17 protein-coding genes and 1 tRNA gene are annotated in these 16711 nt (G+C 63.0%); 6 read left to right on the plus strand and 12 right to left on the minus strand.

The genetic code is table 11. The features are described 5' to 3' along the window. From AC3AYF_RS08200 to fabV, 5 genes are all read right to left on the minus strand, one after another. Window positions 1–576: biotin/lipoyl-containing protein (locus AC3AYF_RS08200; RefSeq protein WP_295037907.1), on the minus strand; the 576-nt coding region annotated here is incomplete at its 3' end. A gap of 112 nt (window positions 577–688) precedes the next feature. Beyond that, window positions 689–3379 carry a pyruvate dehydrogenase (acetyl-transferring), homodimeric type gene (gene aceE, locus AC3AYF_RS08205; RefSeq protein WP_295037909.1) on the minus strand — a complete coding sequence of 897 codons (2691 nt, stop codon included), beginning with the start codon at window positions 3377–3379 and terminating at the stop codon, window positions 689–691. A gap of 408 nt (window positions 3380–3787) precedes the next feature. Beyond that, window positions 3788–4348, minus strand: coding sequence for a 1,6-anhydro-N-acetylmuramyl-L-alanine amidase AmpD (gene ampD, locus AC3AYF_RS08210; protein ID WP_295037911.1), 561 nt, complete (start codon window positions 4346–4348; stop codon window positions 3788–3790). A 19-nt stretch (window positions 4349–4367) separates the two neighbouring features. After that, on the minus strand, window positions 4368–5354 hold the full coding sequence (locus AC3AYF_RS08215; RefSeq protein WP_295037913.1) for a GlxA family transcriptional regulator: 987 nt from the start codon (window positions 5352–5354) through the stop codon (window positions 4368–4370). Window positions 5355–5385: 31 nt separating this feature from the next. Next, window positions 5386–6585, minus strand: coding sequence for an enoyl-ACP reductase FabV (gene fabV, locus AC3AYF_RS08220; RefSeq protein WP_295037916.1), 1200 nt, complete (start codon window positions 6583–6585; stop codon window positions 5386–5388). A 268-nt stretch (window positions 6586–6853) separates the two neighbouring features. On the opposite strand from fabV, the gene AC3AYF_RS08225 reads away from it, so the two are divergent. Continuing rightward, window positions 6854–7258, plus strand: coding sequence for a DUF7079 family protein (locus AC3AYF_RS08225; protein ID WP_295037918.1), 405 nt, complete (start codon window positions 6854–6856; stop codon window positions 7256–7258). Window positions 7259–7282: 24 nt separating this feature from the next. Here the strand turns inward: AC3AYF_RS08225 and AC3AYF_RS08230 are convergent, their stop codons facing one another. Next, window positions 7283–7777, minus strand: coding sequence for a glutathione peroxidase (locus AC3AYF_RS08230; protein WP_295037920.1), 495 nt, complete (start codon window positions 7775–7777; stop codon window positions 7283–7285). A 103-nt stretch (window positions 7778–7880) separates the two neighbouring features. Continuing rightward, complete coding sequence (locus tag AC3AYF_RS08235) at window positions 7881–8402, minus strand: NUDIX hydrolase (RefSeq protein WP_295037922.1); 522 nt, start codon at window positions 8400–8402, stop codon at window positions 7881–7883. A gap of 178 nt (window positions 8403–8580) precedes the next feature. On the opposite strand from AC3AYF_RS08235, the gene AC3AYF_RS08240 reads away from it, so the two are divergent. Further along, window positions 8581–10239 (plus strand): acyl-CoA dehydrogenase family protein, encoded by a 1659-nt coding sequence (locus tag AC3AYF_RS08240; protein WP_487779609.1) that lies wholly within the window; start codon window positions 8581–8583, stop codon window positions 10237–10239. A 23-nt stretch (window positions 10240–10262) separates the two neighbouring features. On the opposite strand, the gene AC3AYF_RS08245 is transcribed toward AC3AYF_RS08240, so the two are convergent. Continuing rightward, on the minus strand, window positions 10263–10871 hold the full coding sequence (locus AC3AYF_RS08245) for a LysE family translocator (RefSeq protein ID WP_295037926.1): 609 nt from the start codon (window positions 10869–10871) through the stop codon (window positions 10263–10265). 175 nt (window positions 10872–11046) lie between these two features. On the opposite strand from AC3AYF_RS08245, the gene AC3AYF_RS08250 reads away from it, so the two are divergent. Continuing rightward, a complete protein-coding gene (locus tag AC3AYF_RS08250) occupies window positions 11047–11370 on the plus strand; it encodes an ElaB/YgaM/YqjD family protein (protein ID WP_295037928.1) in 324 nt (107 codons plus the stop codon). A gap of 171 nt (window positions 11371–11541) precedes the next feature. Further along, window positions 11542–11952, plus strand: coding sequence for a carboxymuconolactone decarboxylase family protein (locus tag AC3AYF_RS08255; RefSeq protein ID WP_295037931.1), 411 nt, complete (start codon window positions 11542–11544; stop codon window positions 11950–11952). Window positions 11953–12125: 173 nt separating this feature from the next. On the opposite strand, the gene AC3AYF_RS08260 is transcribed toward AC3AYF_RS08255, so the two are convergent. Then, complete coding sequence (locus AC3AYF_RS08260; RefSeq protein ID WP_295037933.1) at window positions 12126–12857, minus strand: Crp/Fnr family transcriptional regulator; 732 nt, start codon at window positions 12855–12857, stop codon at window positions 12126–12128. 295 nt (window positions 12858–13152) lie between these two features. On the opposite strand from AC3AYF_RS08260, the gene AC3AYF_RS08265 reads away from it, so the two are divergent. After that, a complete protein-coding gene (locus AC3AYF_RS08265) occupies window positions 13153–13362 on the plus strand; it encodes a hypothetical protein (RefSeq protein WP_295037935.1) in 210 nt (69 codons plus the stop codon). Between the two features lie 30 nt (window positions 13363–13392). Here the strand turns inward: AC3AYF_RS08265 and AC3AYF_RS08270 are convergent, their stop codons facing one another. From AC3AYF_RS08270 to AC3AYF_RS08280, 3 genes are all read right to left on the minus strand, one after another. Further along, complete coding sequence (locus AC3AYF_RS08270) at window positions 13393–14007, minus strand: hypothetical protein (protein ID WP_149433664.1); 615 nt, start codon at window positions 14005–14007, stop codon at window positions 13393–13395. 254 nt (window positions 14008–14261) lie between these two features. Then, window positions 14262–14447: a hypothetical protein gene (locus AC3AYF_RS08275; RefSeq protein WP_295037937.1), complete on the minus strand. Its 186-nt coding sequence runs from the start codon at window positions 14445–14447 to the stop codon at window positions 14262–14264. Window positions 14448–15691: 1244 nt separating this feature from the next. Beyond that, a tRNA-Leu gene (locus AC3AYF_RS08280) sits at window positions 15692–15778 on the minus strand. A gap of 133 nt (window positions 15779–15911) precedes the next feature. Between AC3AYF_RS08280 and queA the strand changes: the two genes are divergently transcribed. Then, window positions 15912–16711, plus strand: an 800-nt coding sequence (queA, locus tag AC3AYF_RS08285) for a tRNA preQ1(34) S-adenosylmethionine ribosyltransferase-isomerase QueA (protein WP_487779610.1), incomplete at its 3' end; no start/stop codon positions are given.

Consider the following 16711-nt stretch of genomic DNA (forward strand, 5'->3'; position numbering starts at 1 on the left):
GTCGCCCTCCTTGATCGACAGCGACACGATCTTGCCACTGTAGGGGCTGGGCACGTCCATCGAGGCCTTGTTGGACTCCAGCGTGATCAGCGTGTCTTCTTCGCTGATCTCGTCGCCTTCACTGACGGCCACTTCGATGATCTCGACGCCATCGCCACCGCCGATGTCCGGCACCTTCACTTCCACGGTGCGCTTGCCGCCACCGGAGGATTTCTTCTTAGGCGCGCTCTTCTCGGGCTCGGCCGCGTCCTTCTCCCGCGACTCGGCGTCACCCTGCGGGGCCGCGTCATCGGAGGCGTCGTCACCGGACGAGGCTTCCGCTTCACCCTCGCCTTCACCCTCGGCTTCCAGCTCGAGAATGTCATCACCCTCGGAGACGGAGTCGCCTTCCTTGACCAGAATCTTGACCACCTTGCCGCCTTTCGGCGCGGGGACGTCCATGCTGGCCTTGTCCGACTCCAGCGTGATCATGGTGTCCTCGGCGGAGATGACATCGCCGACGCTTACCGCGATCTCGATGATTTCGACATCGTCGCTGCCGCCGATGTCGGGAACTTTGATGATTTCGCTACTCAAGGTCGCGCTCCTTTAATCATCTGCCGACCCGCCCCGCGGGCAAGGTCGGCTAATTCAGGCATTCTGGCCGTCGCTGCTAGCCAGCGACGGCACCCTGACGTGATCCGCCGACTCAAGACACCAGGGGGCTGGGCTTGGCGGGGTCGATGCCATACTTCTTCATGGCATCGTTGACGACCTTGGCGTCGATCTCGCCCCGGTTGGCCAATGCACGCAGCGCCTGAATCGTCACGTAGTAGCGGTCGACTTCGAAGAAGCGGCGCAGCGCTTCGCGGGTGTCGGAACGTCCGAAACCATCGGTACCGAGCACGTGGAAGTCGTTGGGCACCCAGGCGCGGATCTGATCGGCGTACAGCTTCATGTAGTCCGTCGATGCGATGACCGGCCCCTGGGTCCCTTCGAGCTGCTGAACGACCCAAGGCTTCTCGCGCTTCTCATCGTAGTCGAGGAACTGCTGGCGATCGTATTCGAGCGCTTCGCGACGCAGCTCGTTGAAGCTGGTCACGCTCCAGACGTCGGCGACCACGCCGTGCTCTTCCGCCAGCATTTCGGCAGCCGCCTCGACCTCGCGGAGGATGGTACCGCTGCCCATGAGCTGGACCCGCGGCTGCTTCTTCTTACCGGCGGTGTTGCCTTCCAGCAATCGGTACATGCCACGAACGATGCCTTCCTCGCTGCCTTCCGGCATTTCCGGGTGCGAGTAGTTTTCGTTCATCACCGTCAGATAGTAGAAGCAGTTTTCCTTGTCCTGGAACATCCGCTTCAAGCCATCCTGCACGATGACGGCCAGTTCATGCCCATAGGTCGGGTCGTAGGCACGGCAGGTCGGCACGGTCGACATCAGGATGTGGCTGTGGCCGTCCTGGTGCTGCAGGCCTTCGCCGTTGATGGTGGTACGCCCGGCGGTGCCGCCGACCATGAAGCCGCGCGCCTGGAGATCGCCGGCCGCCCAGACCAGGTCGCCGATTCGCTGATAACCGAACATCGAATAGTAGATGTAGAACGGGATCAACGGCAGGTGGTGGTTGGCGTAGGAGGTCGCGGCCGCGATCCATGCCGACATGGAGCCGGCTTCGGTGATGCCCTCCTCGAGGATCTGGCCTTTCTTGTCCTCGCGGTAGTACATGATCTGGCCGGCATCCATCGGCTCGTACTTCTGCCCTTCCGCGGCGTAGATACCGAGCTGACGGAACATGCCCTCCATCCCGAAGGTGCGGGCCTCGTCAGGGATGATCGGCACGATACGGGAGCCCAGCTGCTTGTGCTTGACCAGCCCGTTGAGCACGCGCACGAACGACATGGTGGTCGAGACTTCGCGGTCGCCGGAGCCCTTCATCTGAGTCGCGAACATCTTGTCGTCGAGACCGGGGATCTCCATCGCCTCGAAGTCGGCCTTGCGCGCCGGCAGGAAGCCGCCGAGCTTCTCGCGCTGGAGATGCAGATACTTCATCTCCGGGCTGTCGTCCTCGGGCTTGTAATACGGAATGTCGCCGCTCTCGATCTGCTTGTCGGAGACCGGGATGCCGAAACGGTCACGGAAGGCCTTGAGCGCGTCGACGTCCATCGACTTGATCTGGTGCGCTTCCATGTCGGCTTCGCCGTGGCCGCCACCCATGCCGTAGCCCTTGACGGTGTGCGCCAGGATCACGGTGGGGCGACCATTGGCGTTGTTGACCGCCTCGTGATACGCCGCGTAGACCTTCTGCGGATCGTGGCCACCACGGTTGAGACGGAAGACCTCCTCGTCGGAGTAGTCCTTGACCATCTCGGCAGTCTCTTCGTACTTGCCGAAGAACTCCTTGCGCGTGTAGGCACCACCCTGGGCCTTGTAGTTCTGGTACTCGCCATCGACCGCCTCGTCCATGCGCTTCTGCAGCATGCCCTTGGTGTCCTGCTCGAACAGCGGATCCCACAGGCCGCCCCAGACCACCTTGATCACGTTCCAGCCGGCACCGCGGAAGACGCCCTCGAGTTCGTCGATGACCCGCGAGTTGCCGCGCACCGGGCCGTCGAGACGCTGCAGGTTGCAGTTGATGACGAAGATCAGGTTGTCGAGCTTCTCGCGGCTGGCCAGGTGCAGGGCCCCGAGGGATTCCGGCTCGTCGCACTCGCCGTCGCCGAGGAACGCCCAGACCTTGCGGTCCTTCATGTCTTCCAGCTCGCGTGAGTGCAGGTACTTCATCACGTGGGCCTGATAGATCGACTGGATCGGACCCAACCCCATCGAGACGGTCGGGAACTGCCAGTAGTCCGGCATCAGGTAAGGGTGCGGATAGGATGGCAGCGCGTCGCCGTCGACTTCCTGGCGGAAGTTGTCCATCTGCTCCTGGGTCAGGCGCCCCTCGAGGAAGGAACGTGCGTAGATGCCCGGCGTCACGTGGCCCTGGATGTAGAGCAGATCGCCCTTGTGATCACCGTTGTCGGCCCGGAAGAAATGGTTGAAACCCACTTCGTAGAGCGTCGCGCTGGACTGGTAGCTGGCGATGTGACCGCCCAGCCCCTTGTGCTTCTTGTTCGCCCTCAGCACCTGCACCATGGCATTCCAGCGAATCGCCGAGCGGATCTTGCGCTCGATGAACATGTCGCCGGGCATCTTGGCTTCACGATGGACGGGGATGGTGTTGCGGTGCGGCGTGGTCCCGGAAAACGGCGGTGAAGAGCCGTCACGACGCAGACGGTCCGCCAACCGGGTCAGGATGTACCGAGCGCGCTCTTCGCCCTCATGCTCGACGACCGAGGCCAGGGAATCCAACCACTCCGTGGTCTCGACCGGATCGAGATCTTCTCGTGTCTCCAGACTCATAGACAACTCTCCGAATGGGAAAAGGTTTGCCATTCGCCCGGCCATGGCGGGTAGCCGCAGCGGGGCTTGGGAATATGCGCTCTTCGGTGCGGGCGCGGCTCTTTTGGGGCCGCTTTCCGAGATTTTTGGCTGTAACTGAATTACAGCGGGCGTGCGTGACGCGGGAAATCAGGCGAAGAAGATACCGCAAACGCCCCCATCTGCCAATTCGCAGACGCTTCGATCATCCAGCTGGTAATGGCCAAATGCCGTAACATCAGTCGTTTAGTGACCGTTTGAAGCGTCCAACGGCGGCTCCCGATTCCTGTAGCCGATTTACAGATCCGCCAGGGCGTGAGCCCCCTTGGGAGACGACCCCTGAGGGACGTCCATTGAGGCGTCTCTTGAGACGTCCCTTGAGAGTAGCACTCAAACGGCCTCTGTCAGGCAGCGCCTCAGATACGCCCAGTCGAATGCCGGGCCCGGATCGGTCTTGCGCAGCGGCGCGATGCGCGCATGACCGGTGATCCGTTCGGTGGAGACTGACGGATAGCTGCCCGCCAGGGCGTGCAGCGCCTGGGCCAGGGCCCAATACTGCGCCTCCCGGTAAGGCACCTCGTCGGCGCCCTCGAGCTCGATGCCGATGGTGAAATCGTTGAGCCCCTCGCGCAGGCGTTCGCCGTCGTGCCACTGCGACTTGCCGGCATGCCAGGCGCGGCGGTCGAAGGGGACGAACTGCACGCACTCGCCGTCGCGCCGGATCAGCAGATGCGCCGAGACCCGCAGCGAGGCGATCGCGATGAAGGCGGGGTGGGCCTTCGGGTCCAGGCTGTTGGTGAATAGCCGCTCGATGGCATCGCCACCGAACTCTCCCGGCGGCAGGCTGATCCCGTGCAGGACCACGGCTGACACTTCCCCCTGCGGCCGCGCGTTGGCGTTGGGTGAGACCACCCGCCTGGCCGCGCCGAGCCAATGATCGTCGATCGTCATGGTGGAAGCTCCTTCAAGATCATGCCCCCTGCCCGGCCAGTCCCAGTCGCTCGTCTCTGGGGCTGATGCCGAAATGGTGCCGATAGGCCGTGGAGAAGTGCGCGCCCGAGGAGAAGCCGTGAGCCAGCGCGATCTCGCCCACCGCCTGATCGCTCTCGCGCAGCAGCTTGCGTGCCCGCTGGAGACGCAGGTTGAGATAGTAGCGGCTGGGCACGGCCTGGAGATGCTTCTTGAACAGGCGCTCCAGCTGCCGCCGGGATATCCCCAGGTGGGCCGAGAGCTCATGGGTGGTCAACGGCTCTTCGATATTGGCCTCCATCAGCGCCACCGCGTCCACCAGGCTCTGCGGCGCATGCCCCAGGCGTGAACGCAGCGATGTCTGTTGCGGCTCGTCGGCCATGCGGATCCGCTCGCAGACGAAGTGCTCGGAAATCCGCTGCGCCAGGGTCACGCCCTGCTGCTGGCCGATCAGCGTCATCAGCATGTCCATTGCCGCCGTCCCCCCGCCGCAGGAGAGCCGGTCGCGGTCGATCTCGAACAGTTGATGAGAAACGTGGATCTTCGGGAACGTGCGCGCGAAGGCGTCGCCGCTGGCGTAGGGGATCGAGGCCCGATAGCCGTCCATCACGCCCGCCCTGGCGAGCCAGTGGGTGCCGCCGGCGATGCCGCCCAGCGTCACGCCCCGGCTGGCCAGGCGATGCAGCCAGTGGATCAGCGTCTCGCCACTCTCATCCCCGGTGCTCGCGCCATCCGGCGCGGGCGCGCAGACGAACAGCATGTCGAGATGGCGCGCATCGCTCCCGGCGACGCTCTCCGGCGAGAACGACAGTTCCGCCACGCTCTTCACCGCCCGGCCATCGATGCCGAAGGTGGTGGCGGCGTAGAGCCTCCGCCCCGCGAGCGTGTTCGCGACGATCAACGGCTCGATGGCGCAAGCCTGGGCCAGCAGGGAGAAGCCCGGCAGCATCACGAACCCCACTCGGCGTGGGGTGTCGCTGGCATTCATGCTCGACGGTTCATGCGCTGGTGCGTCGAAATCAGACTTGGACGACGTCGAATTCGACCTTCGGATCGACGTCGACCTCGTAATCCACGTCGTCGCGCTCGAAGCCGAACAGCTTGAGAAACTCATGCTTGTAACCGGCGTAATCGGTCAGCGCAAACAGATTGTCGCTGGTCACCTGCGGCCACAGATCCTTGCACGCCTGCTGGATGTCTTCACGCAGCTCCCAGTCGTCCAGACGCAGGCGCCCGGCCTCATCCACCTCGGGCTCGCCCTCGGCATAGAGACGCTCGCCGAACAGGCGGTTGAGCTGGTCGATAGTGCCCTCGTGGACGCCCTGCTCCTTCATCACCTTGTAGACCATGGAGATATAGAGCGGCATGACGGGAATCGCGGCGCTGGCCTGGGTGACCACGGACTTGAGCACCGCCACGTTGGCACTGCCGCCGCTGGCCTTGAGCCGTGCGTCGATCTCGCCGGCGGCGCGATCGAGATCCTCTTTCGCCTTGCCGAGGGCACCGTGCCAGTAGATCGGCCAGGTGATATCGGTGCCGATATAGCTGAACGCCACGGACCTGGCGCCCGGCGCCAGCACGCCCGCCTTGTCCAGCGCATCCATCCACAGCTCCCAGTCCTGGCCGCCCATCACCTCGATGGTATCGGCCACTTCCTGCTCGGTCGCCGGCTCGACGGATGCCTCGGTAATCGTATCCTTGTTGGTATCGATGGCGGTCGCGGTATAGGTCTCGCCGATCGGCTTGAGACTGGAGCGCTTGAGTTCTCCGCTATCCGGCAGCTTGCGGACCGGCGAGGCCAGCGAATAGACCACCAGGTCGACCTGGCCCATGTCCTCGCGGATCAGCTCGATCGCCTTGTCGCGAACCGCGTGGGAAAACGCGTCGCCATTGATCGACTTGCTGTAGAGCCCCTCGGCCTTGGCGAACTTGTCGAAGGCGGCCGAGTTGTACCATCCCGCCGTGCCGGGCTTGCTCTCGGTCGCCGGCTTCTCGAAAAACACGCCCAGCGTATCGGCGCCGTAGCCGAAAGCCGCGGTGATGCGGGCTGCCAGCCCGTAGCCGCTGGAGGCACCAATGACGAGCACGTTGCGCGGGCCCGCCTTGTCACCGCTCAGGTTGGCGCGAGTGGTCTCGATCTGTTCGAGTACGTTGCGCTCGCAGCCGAGCGGATGCGTCGTGGTACAGATGAAACCGCGAACCTTGGGCTTGATGATCACGTCTAACCTCGTCTTCTACAGCGAAACGGAAGCCCCGGCGAAGCGTGCCGGGAGGTGGCATTGATCGAATGCTTGCCGAGCGCATTCTAGCAGGGTGGCGAAAGCGGGGGCGAACTCGCTTGAACCTTCACCACCAGGGTCGTGCCATCCCCGGAGTCCGGCGGCTCGCCTTCCGGCCTTCTGCCGGGCCGGACTTGTCTCTCTCGCCCGGGTATTCGAAGATGGCTCGCCCGCGCGCCGGGCGAATCCAGAGAGCGGAGAAAGCCCCATGTCCCACGAACAAGAGATCGAAGAGCTGGTCGTCCGACGTGGCGCGCTCTGGTTGGCGCTGTCGCCATTGTGGCTCGAGCGGGAGCCGAGGGAGTCCGACTATGCCCGCATGCTCCGCGAGATCGATGCCAGCGAACTGACGCTGCAGCAGCTGGAGTGGGTCTACCGGCTGGAGATGGCGCCGGTCATGGCACGCTACCAGCTCTCGATGGCCGGCGAATGGCGGGCCTTCGACGAGACCGAACTGCTGACGCGACTGGTCCGCCACAATCGCAGGTTGAAGGGATGGCGCAAGACGACCTGGTCGCTGTTCTCGGGACTGACGACGATGATGAGCCGGCCTCGCTTCAACGAACTGGGCGTGCGAGTCATGGTCGCGCGTGGCGAGCGCCCGCCGGGCTAAGCGGCGATCTCGCCCGCGCCGGGGTCACGCCGAGAACGGCGTATCCAGCGCCTCCTCGATGGCGCTGCGCAGCGCCCGCGGCGCGACGCGCGGACCGAAGCGCCGTATCACCTGCCCGTCCCGCCCCACCAGGAACTTGGTGAAGTTCCATTTGACCGGTGTGCTACCGAGCACCCCGGGCGCCTGGTGGCGTAGATGCACGAACAGCGGGTGCGCCTCGCGCCCATTGACCTTGACCTTCTCCATCAGCGGGAACGTCACCGCATAGCGCCGCTCGCAGAAGGCGCCGAACCCGGCCGACGATTCCGGCGACTGGCGTCCGAACTGGTTGCAGGGGAACGCCAGCACGGTGAATCCCTGGTCCCGGTACTCGCGGTAGAGTTTCTCCAGCCCCTCCATTTGCGGCGTGAATCCACAGCGGCTGGCGACATTGACGACCAGCAGCACCTGGCCACGCAGCGCGCGCAGGTTGAAGGCTTCGCCGGACTGGGTCCGACAATCTTGCGTATATAACGACATGGATGAATCGACCCGGGAACGCCAAGTTCAAATCGGTGGGACCCGCGCCAGAACCTGCCGACGCGTCGCTCCCGCTCGAAAGAGTGCCACGCCAGCCGCCAGTTCACCAGCGATCGAGCGCGATGGCCCTCGCCAGCGCCATGCGCGTGTCCGGCGTCGCTTTTTCCAGCGCCAACGCCTCTGAAACCGACACCCAGCGCACCGCTGCCACCTCCTCCGGCTGCAGGCGCAGAGGCCCGTCGTAATCCACCCAGTAGAGGCTGCCGTAGAGGTTCAAGCCGGCCTCGTGGAACACGAACTCACCGCCGGGAACCAGTTCGACACCACCAACACCGAGCTCCTCGAACAGCTCCCGCCGCGCCGCCGGCAGCGATGCCTCGCCTGCCCCCACCACACCACCGGCGGCCAGGTCGAACCAGCCCGGGTGGGTCTCCTTGATCGGCGTTCGCTCCTGCACGCAGATCTCGCCCACGGCATTGCGCACGATGATATAGGTCGCCCGGTGCCAGCAGCTCAAGCGTCGCATCATGGCACGTGACGCACTGCCGCAAGGTCGATTGCGCGGATCGACGAGCTGGACCTGCTCATCGGCGATGACCCGTTTGTGCAATGGGAACGGGCTCATGGGAAACGTGCTCATGGATGACCTGACGACCGAAAACGGGATGGCAGCGTATCACGACTTTCCCCTGGGCTCGTCCCTGGCGTGGGGGACCCGCCGACGGATTGCCGCATTGGTCGAATGCAAAACACAGCGATGAAGGTCCGGTTTATGCTCGAATCAGCCATCTCGGAGAGCTCTCATGACCGACTACGCGCCCCGCACCGAACTGACCACGCACTGCGTCGAGAATCAGCCTGCCGCAGATCCTGAACGCGACCTGTGGAGAGACGATCGCCCCTTGCGCGAGACGCTGTCGCAGTTCGCGCCGACCTGGGTCGGCGAGCGCCTGGCGCCGTTGGGCCGGCGTCTGGGCGAGCCCGACATCCAGCGCTGGGGCGAACAGGCCAACCGGTTCCCGCCCCAGCTACACGCTTTCGATCGTCACGGGCGCCGCCTGGAAGATGTCGACTACCACCCCGCTTACCACGCGCTGATGGCACTCGCGATCGGCGATGGCTGGCACGCCGTCGCCTGGGAACGCGAGCATGACGGCGGCCACCAGGCCCATGTCGCCGCGCTCTACCTGCTGACCCAGGCGGAACCGGGCTTCTGCTGTCCGATCACCATGACCCACGCCGCCATGCCGGTGCTGCGGCAGTTGCCGGAGAGCCAGGGCTGGCAGCACCGGCTGCTGGGTCGCGATTACGATCCCGCCGCCATCCCCGCCGAGCGCAAAAGCACCAACACCTTCGGCATGGCGATGACCGAGAAGCAGGGTGGCAGCGACGTGCGCCGCAACACCACACGGGCGCGGCCGATGACTTCGCCCGGCACCGGCGAGTGGTACCGGCTCGATGGCCACAAGTGGTTCTGCAGCGCGCCGATGTCGGATGCCTTCCTGACCCTGGCCCAGACCGACGATGGCCTCTCCTGTTTCCTGGCACCGCGATTCACTCCGGACGACCGGCGCAACGCCATCGAAATCCAGCGGCTCAAGGACAAGTGCGGCAATCGCGCCAACGCCTCGGCGGAGATCGAGTATGCCGGAGCCTGGGCGCAACTGGTGGGAGAACCGGGCCGGGGAGTACCCGCGATACTGGAGATGGTGCAGCAGACACGGCTCGATGCCGCCACCGCACCGGCAGGCATGATGCGCCAGGCCGTCAACGAAGTCTGGCACCACGTGAAGGGACGCCGGGTATTCGACCGGCGGCTGGCCGATCAACCGCTGATGCAGCGCGTTGTCGCCGACCTCGAGATCGAAACCGAGGCCAGCCTGATGCTGGCGATGCGAGGGGCGCGCGCCATGGACCGTTCCCGGAGCGACGAGCATGAAGCCGCGCTGGCAAGACTGCTCCCGGCGCTGGGCAAGTTCTGGCACAACAAGCGCGGCCCGGCGTTCATGGCCGAGGCGATGGAGTGTCTCGGGGGAATCGGTTACGTCGAGGAGACGCCGCTGGCCCGGCTCTATCGCGAGGCACCGGTCAATTCGATCTGGGAAGGCTCGGGCAACGTCATCTGCCTGGACGTGCTGAGGATCATGGAGCGCCACCCGGCCAGCATCGCCGCGTTGCGGCAGGAACTGGGCCTGGCCCGGGGCCATCATGCGGCCTTCGATGCCGCCATCGACTCGCTCGACGAGCGTCTGGCGGCCGGCCCCGAACGGCTGCAGGCCGAGGCGCGCTGGCTAGCCCAATGCATGGCCCAGACGCTGCAGGCCGCGCTACTGATTCGCCACGCGCCCCACGCCATCGCCGACATCTTCTGCGCCACCCGGCTGGCCAATGCCTCGCCGATCTTCGGCGTTCTCCCAGCCGACGCGCCGCTGGCTGCGATTCTCGAGCGCCTGGAGGCGTAGACCTGACCAGAAGGCCGCGGCGCTCAGCCCAGCGCCACCCGGGCCGCCAGTCCGAGCAGGACAAGGCCCGTCAGCCGATGGATCCACGTCGCGTGCCGCTGCAGCCACGGCAGCACGCGGGAATGCGACAGCAGCAATGCCACCAGCACATACCAGCCGCCATCCACCAGGGTCGCGGTCGCGACGATCAACCAACGGCCCGCCGCGCTCAGGTCGGCGCTGACGAACTGGCTCAACAAGGCGACGAAGAACACGATCAACTTGGGGTTGCCCAGCGCCACCAGCAGGCCATCGCGCATGGCGCGACGCCAATCGCTGCTTCGGCGAGCCACGCTGAAACCACTGCTGCCGCTGGCCCGCAGCGCCTGGATTCCCAGCCACGCCAGATAGCACGCGCCACCCCAGGTCACCAGCCGGTAGAGCCAAGGCTGGTGAACGATGACCGCCGCCAGCCCCAGCACCGTCAACCCGGCGTACAGACCGACGCCCAACGCATGGGTGACGCCAGCGATCACCCCACACCTGCGCCCGCCCCCCAGTGTGTTCTGCATTACCATGGCCAGGCTGGGGCCGGGCGACATGGCACCGAGGGCGCAGATCGCCAGAAGAGACAACCAGAGTTGCAACGACACGTCGGCTTCCTGTTTTCCACCCTGGACATTCGTCCGCCGACTATACCGGACGATCGTGGCAAGAACCGCCTGTCAGGGGCGAGTCCGCGGGTCCAGGATATTTGTGGCAGCGCGGGCACTTCACAACGACTACGCTGTCATACGCACTCAGGCCCATCCATCAGGGAGGTGAAACATGAGCCTATTCAAGCGTGAAGACCAGCAAGCCCGCACCGATCGCATTCGCGACGATCTGCACGACATCGGCGAACAGGGACAGGCGCTCGGGCGTGACCTCAGAGACGATGCGCAGGACGCGATCGAGGAGGCACGAATGAAAAGCGAGGAGCAGTACTCCCGCATGGCTGCCGACGCGCGTCGCCGCAATCGTCGCTTCAAGCGCTCCGCCAATCAGTCTCTCAACGACTGCGACCGCTATGTTCGCGACCATCCATGGTCCAGCATCGGTGTCGCCACGCTGGCCGGCGCCGTGATCGGCCTGTTGATCAGTCGCCGCTAGCGCATGGCAACGCCCCGTCCCGCGGGGCGTTTCCAGATCTTTTTCAGCTAAACCATACCAGCTAAACCATAGTTTCAACCTTTAACCGTCATTGAACTTTCTAATCGAAGCTGTGGACGTTTGAGAACGATAGTCGTTTAATCGCATGACACCTGAATTCAGGAGACTGAGATGAACGCAGACAAGTGGCAAACGATCGATGTCAAGCACATCGACAAATCCGCAAGGTCGCTGCACGCCTGTTCGCTGGACCCCTCCATTCGCTGCCTGGCCGAATTGCGCGCCTCGCAGATCAACGGCTGCCTGAGCTGCACGCATTTTCGCCGCGAGCAGGCCGAGGCGCTGGGCATCTCCCCCAGCAAGCTGATGGCACTGACGGCCTGGGCTGAATCCGACGAGTTCGACGAGCGAGAGAAAGCGGCACTGGCATGGTGCGAGTCCTTCACCCATTTCCGCCCCGCCAATCCGACGACTCGCAAGCTGGCGTTGAACGCGTTTTCACCGCGGGAACTGGCGGATCTGACCATGGCGATCGAAATGACCAGCGCCTTGAGCCGCGCCTCGCGCCGCGCCGCGGTCTAGTCAGGACTCGACACTGGGTTCATCTCGACCCGCCCTCGTCATCGACGGGGGCGGGTTCTCCGCGTCTGAAGGTTACCCACCAGCGCTTGCCTCTCCCTCTCGGCAAGCCAGCGGGGATCGATCCGCAGCCTCATCCCGCTCAAGGCCGGATCACGGGTGGAGCCATCCCGCGTTCAAGCCGTCTGGACCAAGTGGTCCTGCAGGCAGCCCACGACACTCCCCTCACAGGCCAGCGCCTGCATGTCCAGCATATGCACCCAGCCACGCGCGAGCTTGAGCAGCCCTTCCTGACGGAACGCCGTCAGCGTGCGGCTGACATGCACCGGGGAGAGCCCCAGCGCATCCGCGAGCTGCTGCTGGGATAGCGGTAGACGAAAGCGCTCCCGCAGCTGCTCATCGTTGTTGCGCCGCAAACGGCAGCCTATCTCGAACAACAAATACGCCACTCGTTGGCGGGCACTCCGGCGGGAAAGATGGACCAGCCTCTCACTCAGCACCGCCTGCTGATACGAGCAGGCCGCGAAGCAGGCCGAGGTGATGCGGGTCGATTCACGAAACAGGTTCAGCAGCTGCCGATTGGCGATCGACCGGATCTCGCCGTCTTCGAGCATGGCCACGCTGGAGAGCCTCTGCTTGAACGGGAACTCGTGCAGTCCGATGACATCGCCGGGCAGGTAGATCTCCAGGATATGACGGGCCCCACCCTCCAGGTGGCGGAACGAATAGGCCCATCCACTCTGCAAGGCACAGAAGTCCCGCGCAGTGTCGCCCTCCTGCCAGAGCACCTGCCCCTTGGCAACGCTCGTCGAGGCGCTTTCCAGAGCATCGAGCTGGCGGCGATCATTTTCCGAGAGTTTTCCGTAGTGACTAAAATGGCGGGCAATACAGCCTTCCTGCTGACCCATGCATTTGCCTTCTTGAATTTTTCAAGCATGACAGCATGTTAGGCAGGTAAGTTACATAACATCGGTTAGATGACCGGGGTAAAATGGCTGGTGGAGGAGCGCTCGACGGTCTCTCTCCACAAGCCGGGCATACCGGATGATGGCGCCCTTTCGACGAAGAGACGCTCGCCCTATCGTGCTATCGCCACTGGTGACTCGCACCGTCCTCCTCGTGTCCCCGGGGGTGACAGAATCCAGTTTGAACGCACGGAAGCTTATATTAGAATCTATTAATCAAAATAAAGCGGGGATAGAGATGTTCAGGCGCTACATCGTAAGAACCAAACAGGCTGGCACCTTGCATCAGCACTTCACCATTACCGATACGCACAACGGCAACCTGACTGTCGATGTGTACCATCGCGAAGCCAACGCAAGACGACGCATGGAACTCCTCAACAGCCAGGAAACCGGCAGCCATGGCACCTGGTCCGTCCCCAAGCGGGAAGCAAGCTCCGGCGAATGACGCTCGGCCAGGCGCTCCCATCGAGAACCGTTACCCCGCGGTTCGACTCAGCGTACCGATCAGGTAGAGATCGTGCAGGTAGCCATCGAGCCTGGAAATACCATGGGTCATGGCGATCACGGCATAGATGAGCAACATCAATATCCAATCACTATTCATCCACGCCAGCGACTCCACCGGTACGCGATAAGCGATGGTATACAGACTCAGCCCGCCCAGAAACATGACCACCAGGCAGTTGACCAGCACGAGTGTCAGTAACACCGGGCGGCTGTCCCTGCGGGGCAGGTTGGTCTTCCACGCCAGCGGATGGCGCACCCTGAGCCGGCCGTTGATGACGATACGCCGGCCCCGGCGCAGCAGCGCTCCCAGGTATTGTGGGGCGTTCGGCAGCGAAGCCGCAGAGAGCAAGAGACGCTGATCGAAGTGCGCCCCGAAAAGTCGACCCGCGATATCCAGCAACCGTTGGGGCTCGCCAGTGGCCGCATACCGCTCAGCCTGTTGCGAAAGCTGGCCCAGGGGCGTTTCACTGCTCGCCTGACGCTCGTCATCCTCGAAGTTCTGAGCGTAATAAATGTCGTAGACCTGATAAACGGAGACGGCGACACCCACGAAAATCAGCAAGAACGTCAATACACTTATCATGCTCCCCACCCCCCAAGTTTTGATTCCGCATCATAGCAATGTCTCGACGAGACAGGCCACGCAGCAGCGGTGCGTCATTTAGCCACCGGCTAACGTCGTAGCACGCGAGGAACCGCGATCGCTGAAAATCCAAAATCATCAAGGGCCGTTGAGCGATGCCCAAACACCTTGCGACCCGGTATCCGTTCCGACCGACCTGAGCCAATCTCTGGTCCGCTCTATCCCCGGGCTCCCTGCCCCACTGCTTCGTTTAGCTACCCGGTCACCAACCACAGCGAGTATTTCGGCGACTGCATACCGATCGCTTGCAGCATTTCACCCTTGGACGGTCTGCCTGACAGTCCGATGCTTTCTACAATTTTCTTCGCCATACCAATGAGTTGTGGAAACTCAAGACGTCCAGACGTCTCGGCAACCTGCCGCTGCTCAGGATCGGCCATCGCCGCATGATCAACATCGCCCTCCTGACCGCTGAATGCCTCCAGTCGGAGGATTGGTCATGAATCGGCAATCCCTCACGCGCTTGTCAGAGAAAACATCGTTTTCAATCCTTAATTTTTCTTTAAGGGTAGAGATACCTTCTGTAACATCGCCCAGCACTGACACACGCCAAGTTTTTCAGTTCTGGTTGCTTCCCTGCGGCCGCTTCGACCCGGTATGGCAAACGATCTATCCCGACCGCTTCCCATAGCCGGGTTTCTTTTGGCTCTAGCACTTTCGACTATATTATTGATAACCGCGCCATTCGAGGAGTAGTATCGGCTTGTGCAACCGGTCAACCGAGCCTGCCCTCATCCCTTAGTCGCACTGCGGATGAGCTGGTTCGTCGGCCTGCACAGCTACAAATCGACCATGAACAGCGTTCTCAAAAAAATGACGTCCTGACTCGATCAGTAGACGCACTCCCAGCCCGCGCCGATATAAGGCTCAACCAAGCCCGATATCGAGCGCGGGTTTTTTGTGAACTTTGCATCACTTCTTTACAAACATCATCCAGAATATTTCATGTGCAATCAGTTTCTCTAATTTTCAAGACGAAAGTCTTATTCTGGTTCGTATTACCTTTGAATTATCTAGTTTTTTTATTTGCTCTGGCGACGCAAAACAGCGACAATCTCGCCATTGGGCAATATGTGTTGTTTCTAATCAATGCTGCCCCTACCGCGTTCATGGTCGCCTTCCGCAGGAAGCGATCGTTTCCGGCCCGTAGGTCGATCATCTCCCTTGGTGACGCTTATCGGGCCGTTTTTTTGTCCCCGATTTCCCCTCCAACCGGGCTCCCCTTGGTCAGTGGCGCTCTCGATTGCTCGTCTGCCCAGCCCGACAGGCTTCCCCGGCGTCACGGGCCTTTTCCCTCCCCTAGCGAGCACGCGTTCACGCCTGAATGCGCCTCTCTCAAAGGCTATAAAGGGAGCGGGTATTCAGCTACCCAAGGGAGAGCGAACGCACGTTTTCGCCACACCCTTGTCAGCCATTGCACGATGAATGGCGGTGAGTATTGAGGCTGCAAAAGATACTGGGACATCAGTCAATTACGATGACAATGCGCTAAGCCCACCTGTCGCCCGACCAGCTGACGAACGCCATTGAATACGCGCCAAAGGTCGATGACCAGAGTGTGGACACTGGCAAGAATATGTGAGGGGTGATACGAGGAAAGATGACGTCAAGTCGTTGTAAAGCATGGTGCCGGCGGTCGGACTCGAACCGACACACTGTCTCCAGCGGCGGATTTTGAATCCGCTGCGTCTACCAATTCCGCCACGCCGGCAGCGGAGACGCATTATACGGACGCCCGCCCCGGCGTCAATCATCACGCTGACTTAATCGGCTACGTGCTTTATGATGGCGCCCTTTCAGATGTCACCCGCCCATCCAGATTCGACCGATACGCGACCTACGCCATGCAGCGCGCCGATTTCCATTTTGATCTGCCCGACGAGTTGATCGCTCGTTACCCTTCCGAACAGCGTACCGACTGCCGGCTGCTATGTGTCGACGGCGATTCCGGCGCGCTGGAACACGCTCGGTTCCCCGATCTGCTGGCTCGGCTCGAGCCCGGCGATGTGGTGGTTTTCAACGACACCCGGGTGATTCCGGCACGGTTGTTCGGCCAGAAAGCCAGCGGCGGCAAGGTGGAGATGCTGCTGGAGCGCCCGCTGGACGCTCATCGCGGGCTGGCCCATCTGCGCGCCAGCAAGTCGCCCAAACCGGGTACCGAGCTGATCTTCGAAGGCGACATTCATGCCGTCGTCGAGGGTCGTCAGGAGGCGCTGTTCGAACTTCGCTTCCTGGGCGAGACGCCGCTGATCGCCCTGCTCGAACGGCATGGCCACATGCCGTTGCCGCCTTACATCACCCGCGAAGACGAGCTGGCCGACCGCGAGCGCTATCAGACCGTCTACGCGCGCCGCGAGGGCGCCGTTGCCGCGCCGACCGCCGGGCTGCATTTCGACGAGACGCTGATGGAGGCCCTGCGCGCCAAGGGCGTCGAGACGGCCTTCGTCACCCTCCATGTCGGTGCCGGCACCTTCCAGCCGGTGCGCGTCGACGACATCCGCGAGCATCACATGCACAGCGAGTGGCTGGAGGTGGACGAATCGGTCTGCCAACGGGTCAATCGCGCCCACGCCGCCGGCAACAAGGTGGTCGCCGTCGGCACCACCAGCGTGCGTTGCCTGGAAACCGCCAGCCAGGGCGACAA

Source organism: Salinicola sp. (genome assembly GCF_982684285.1).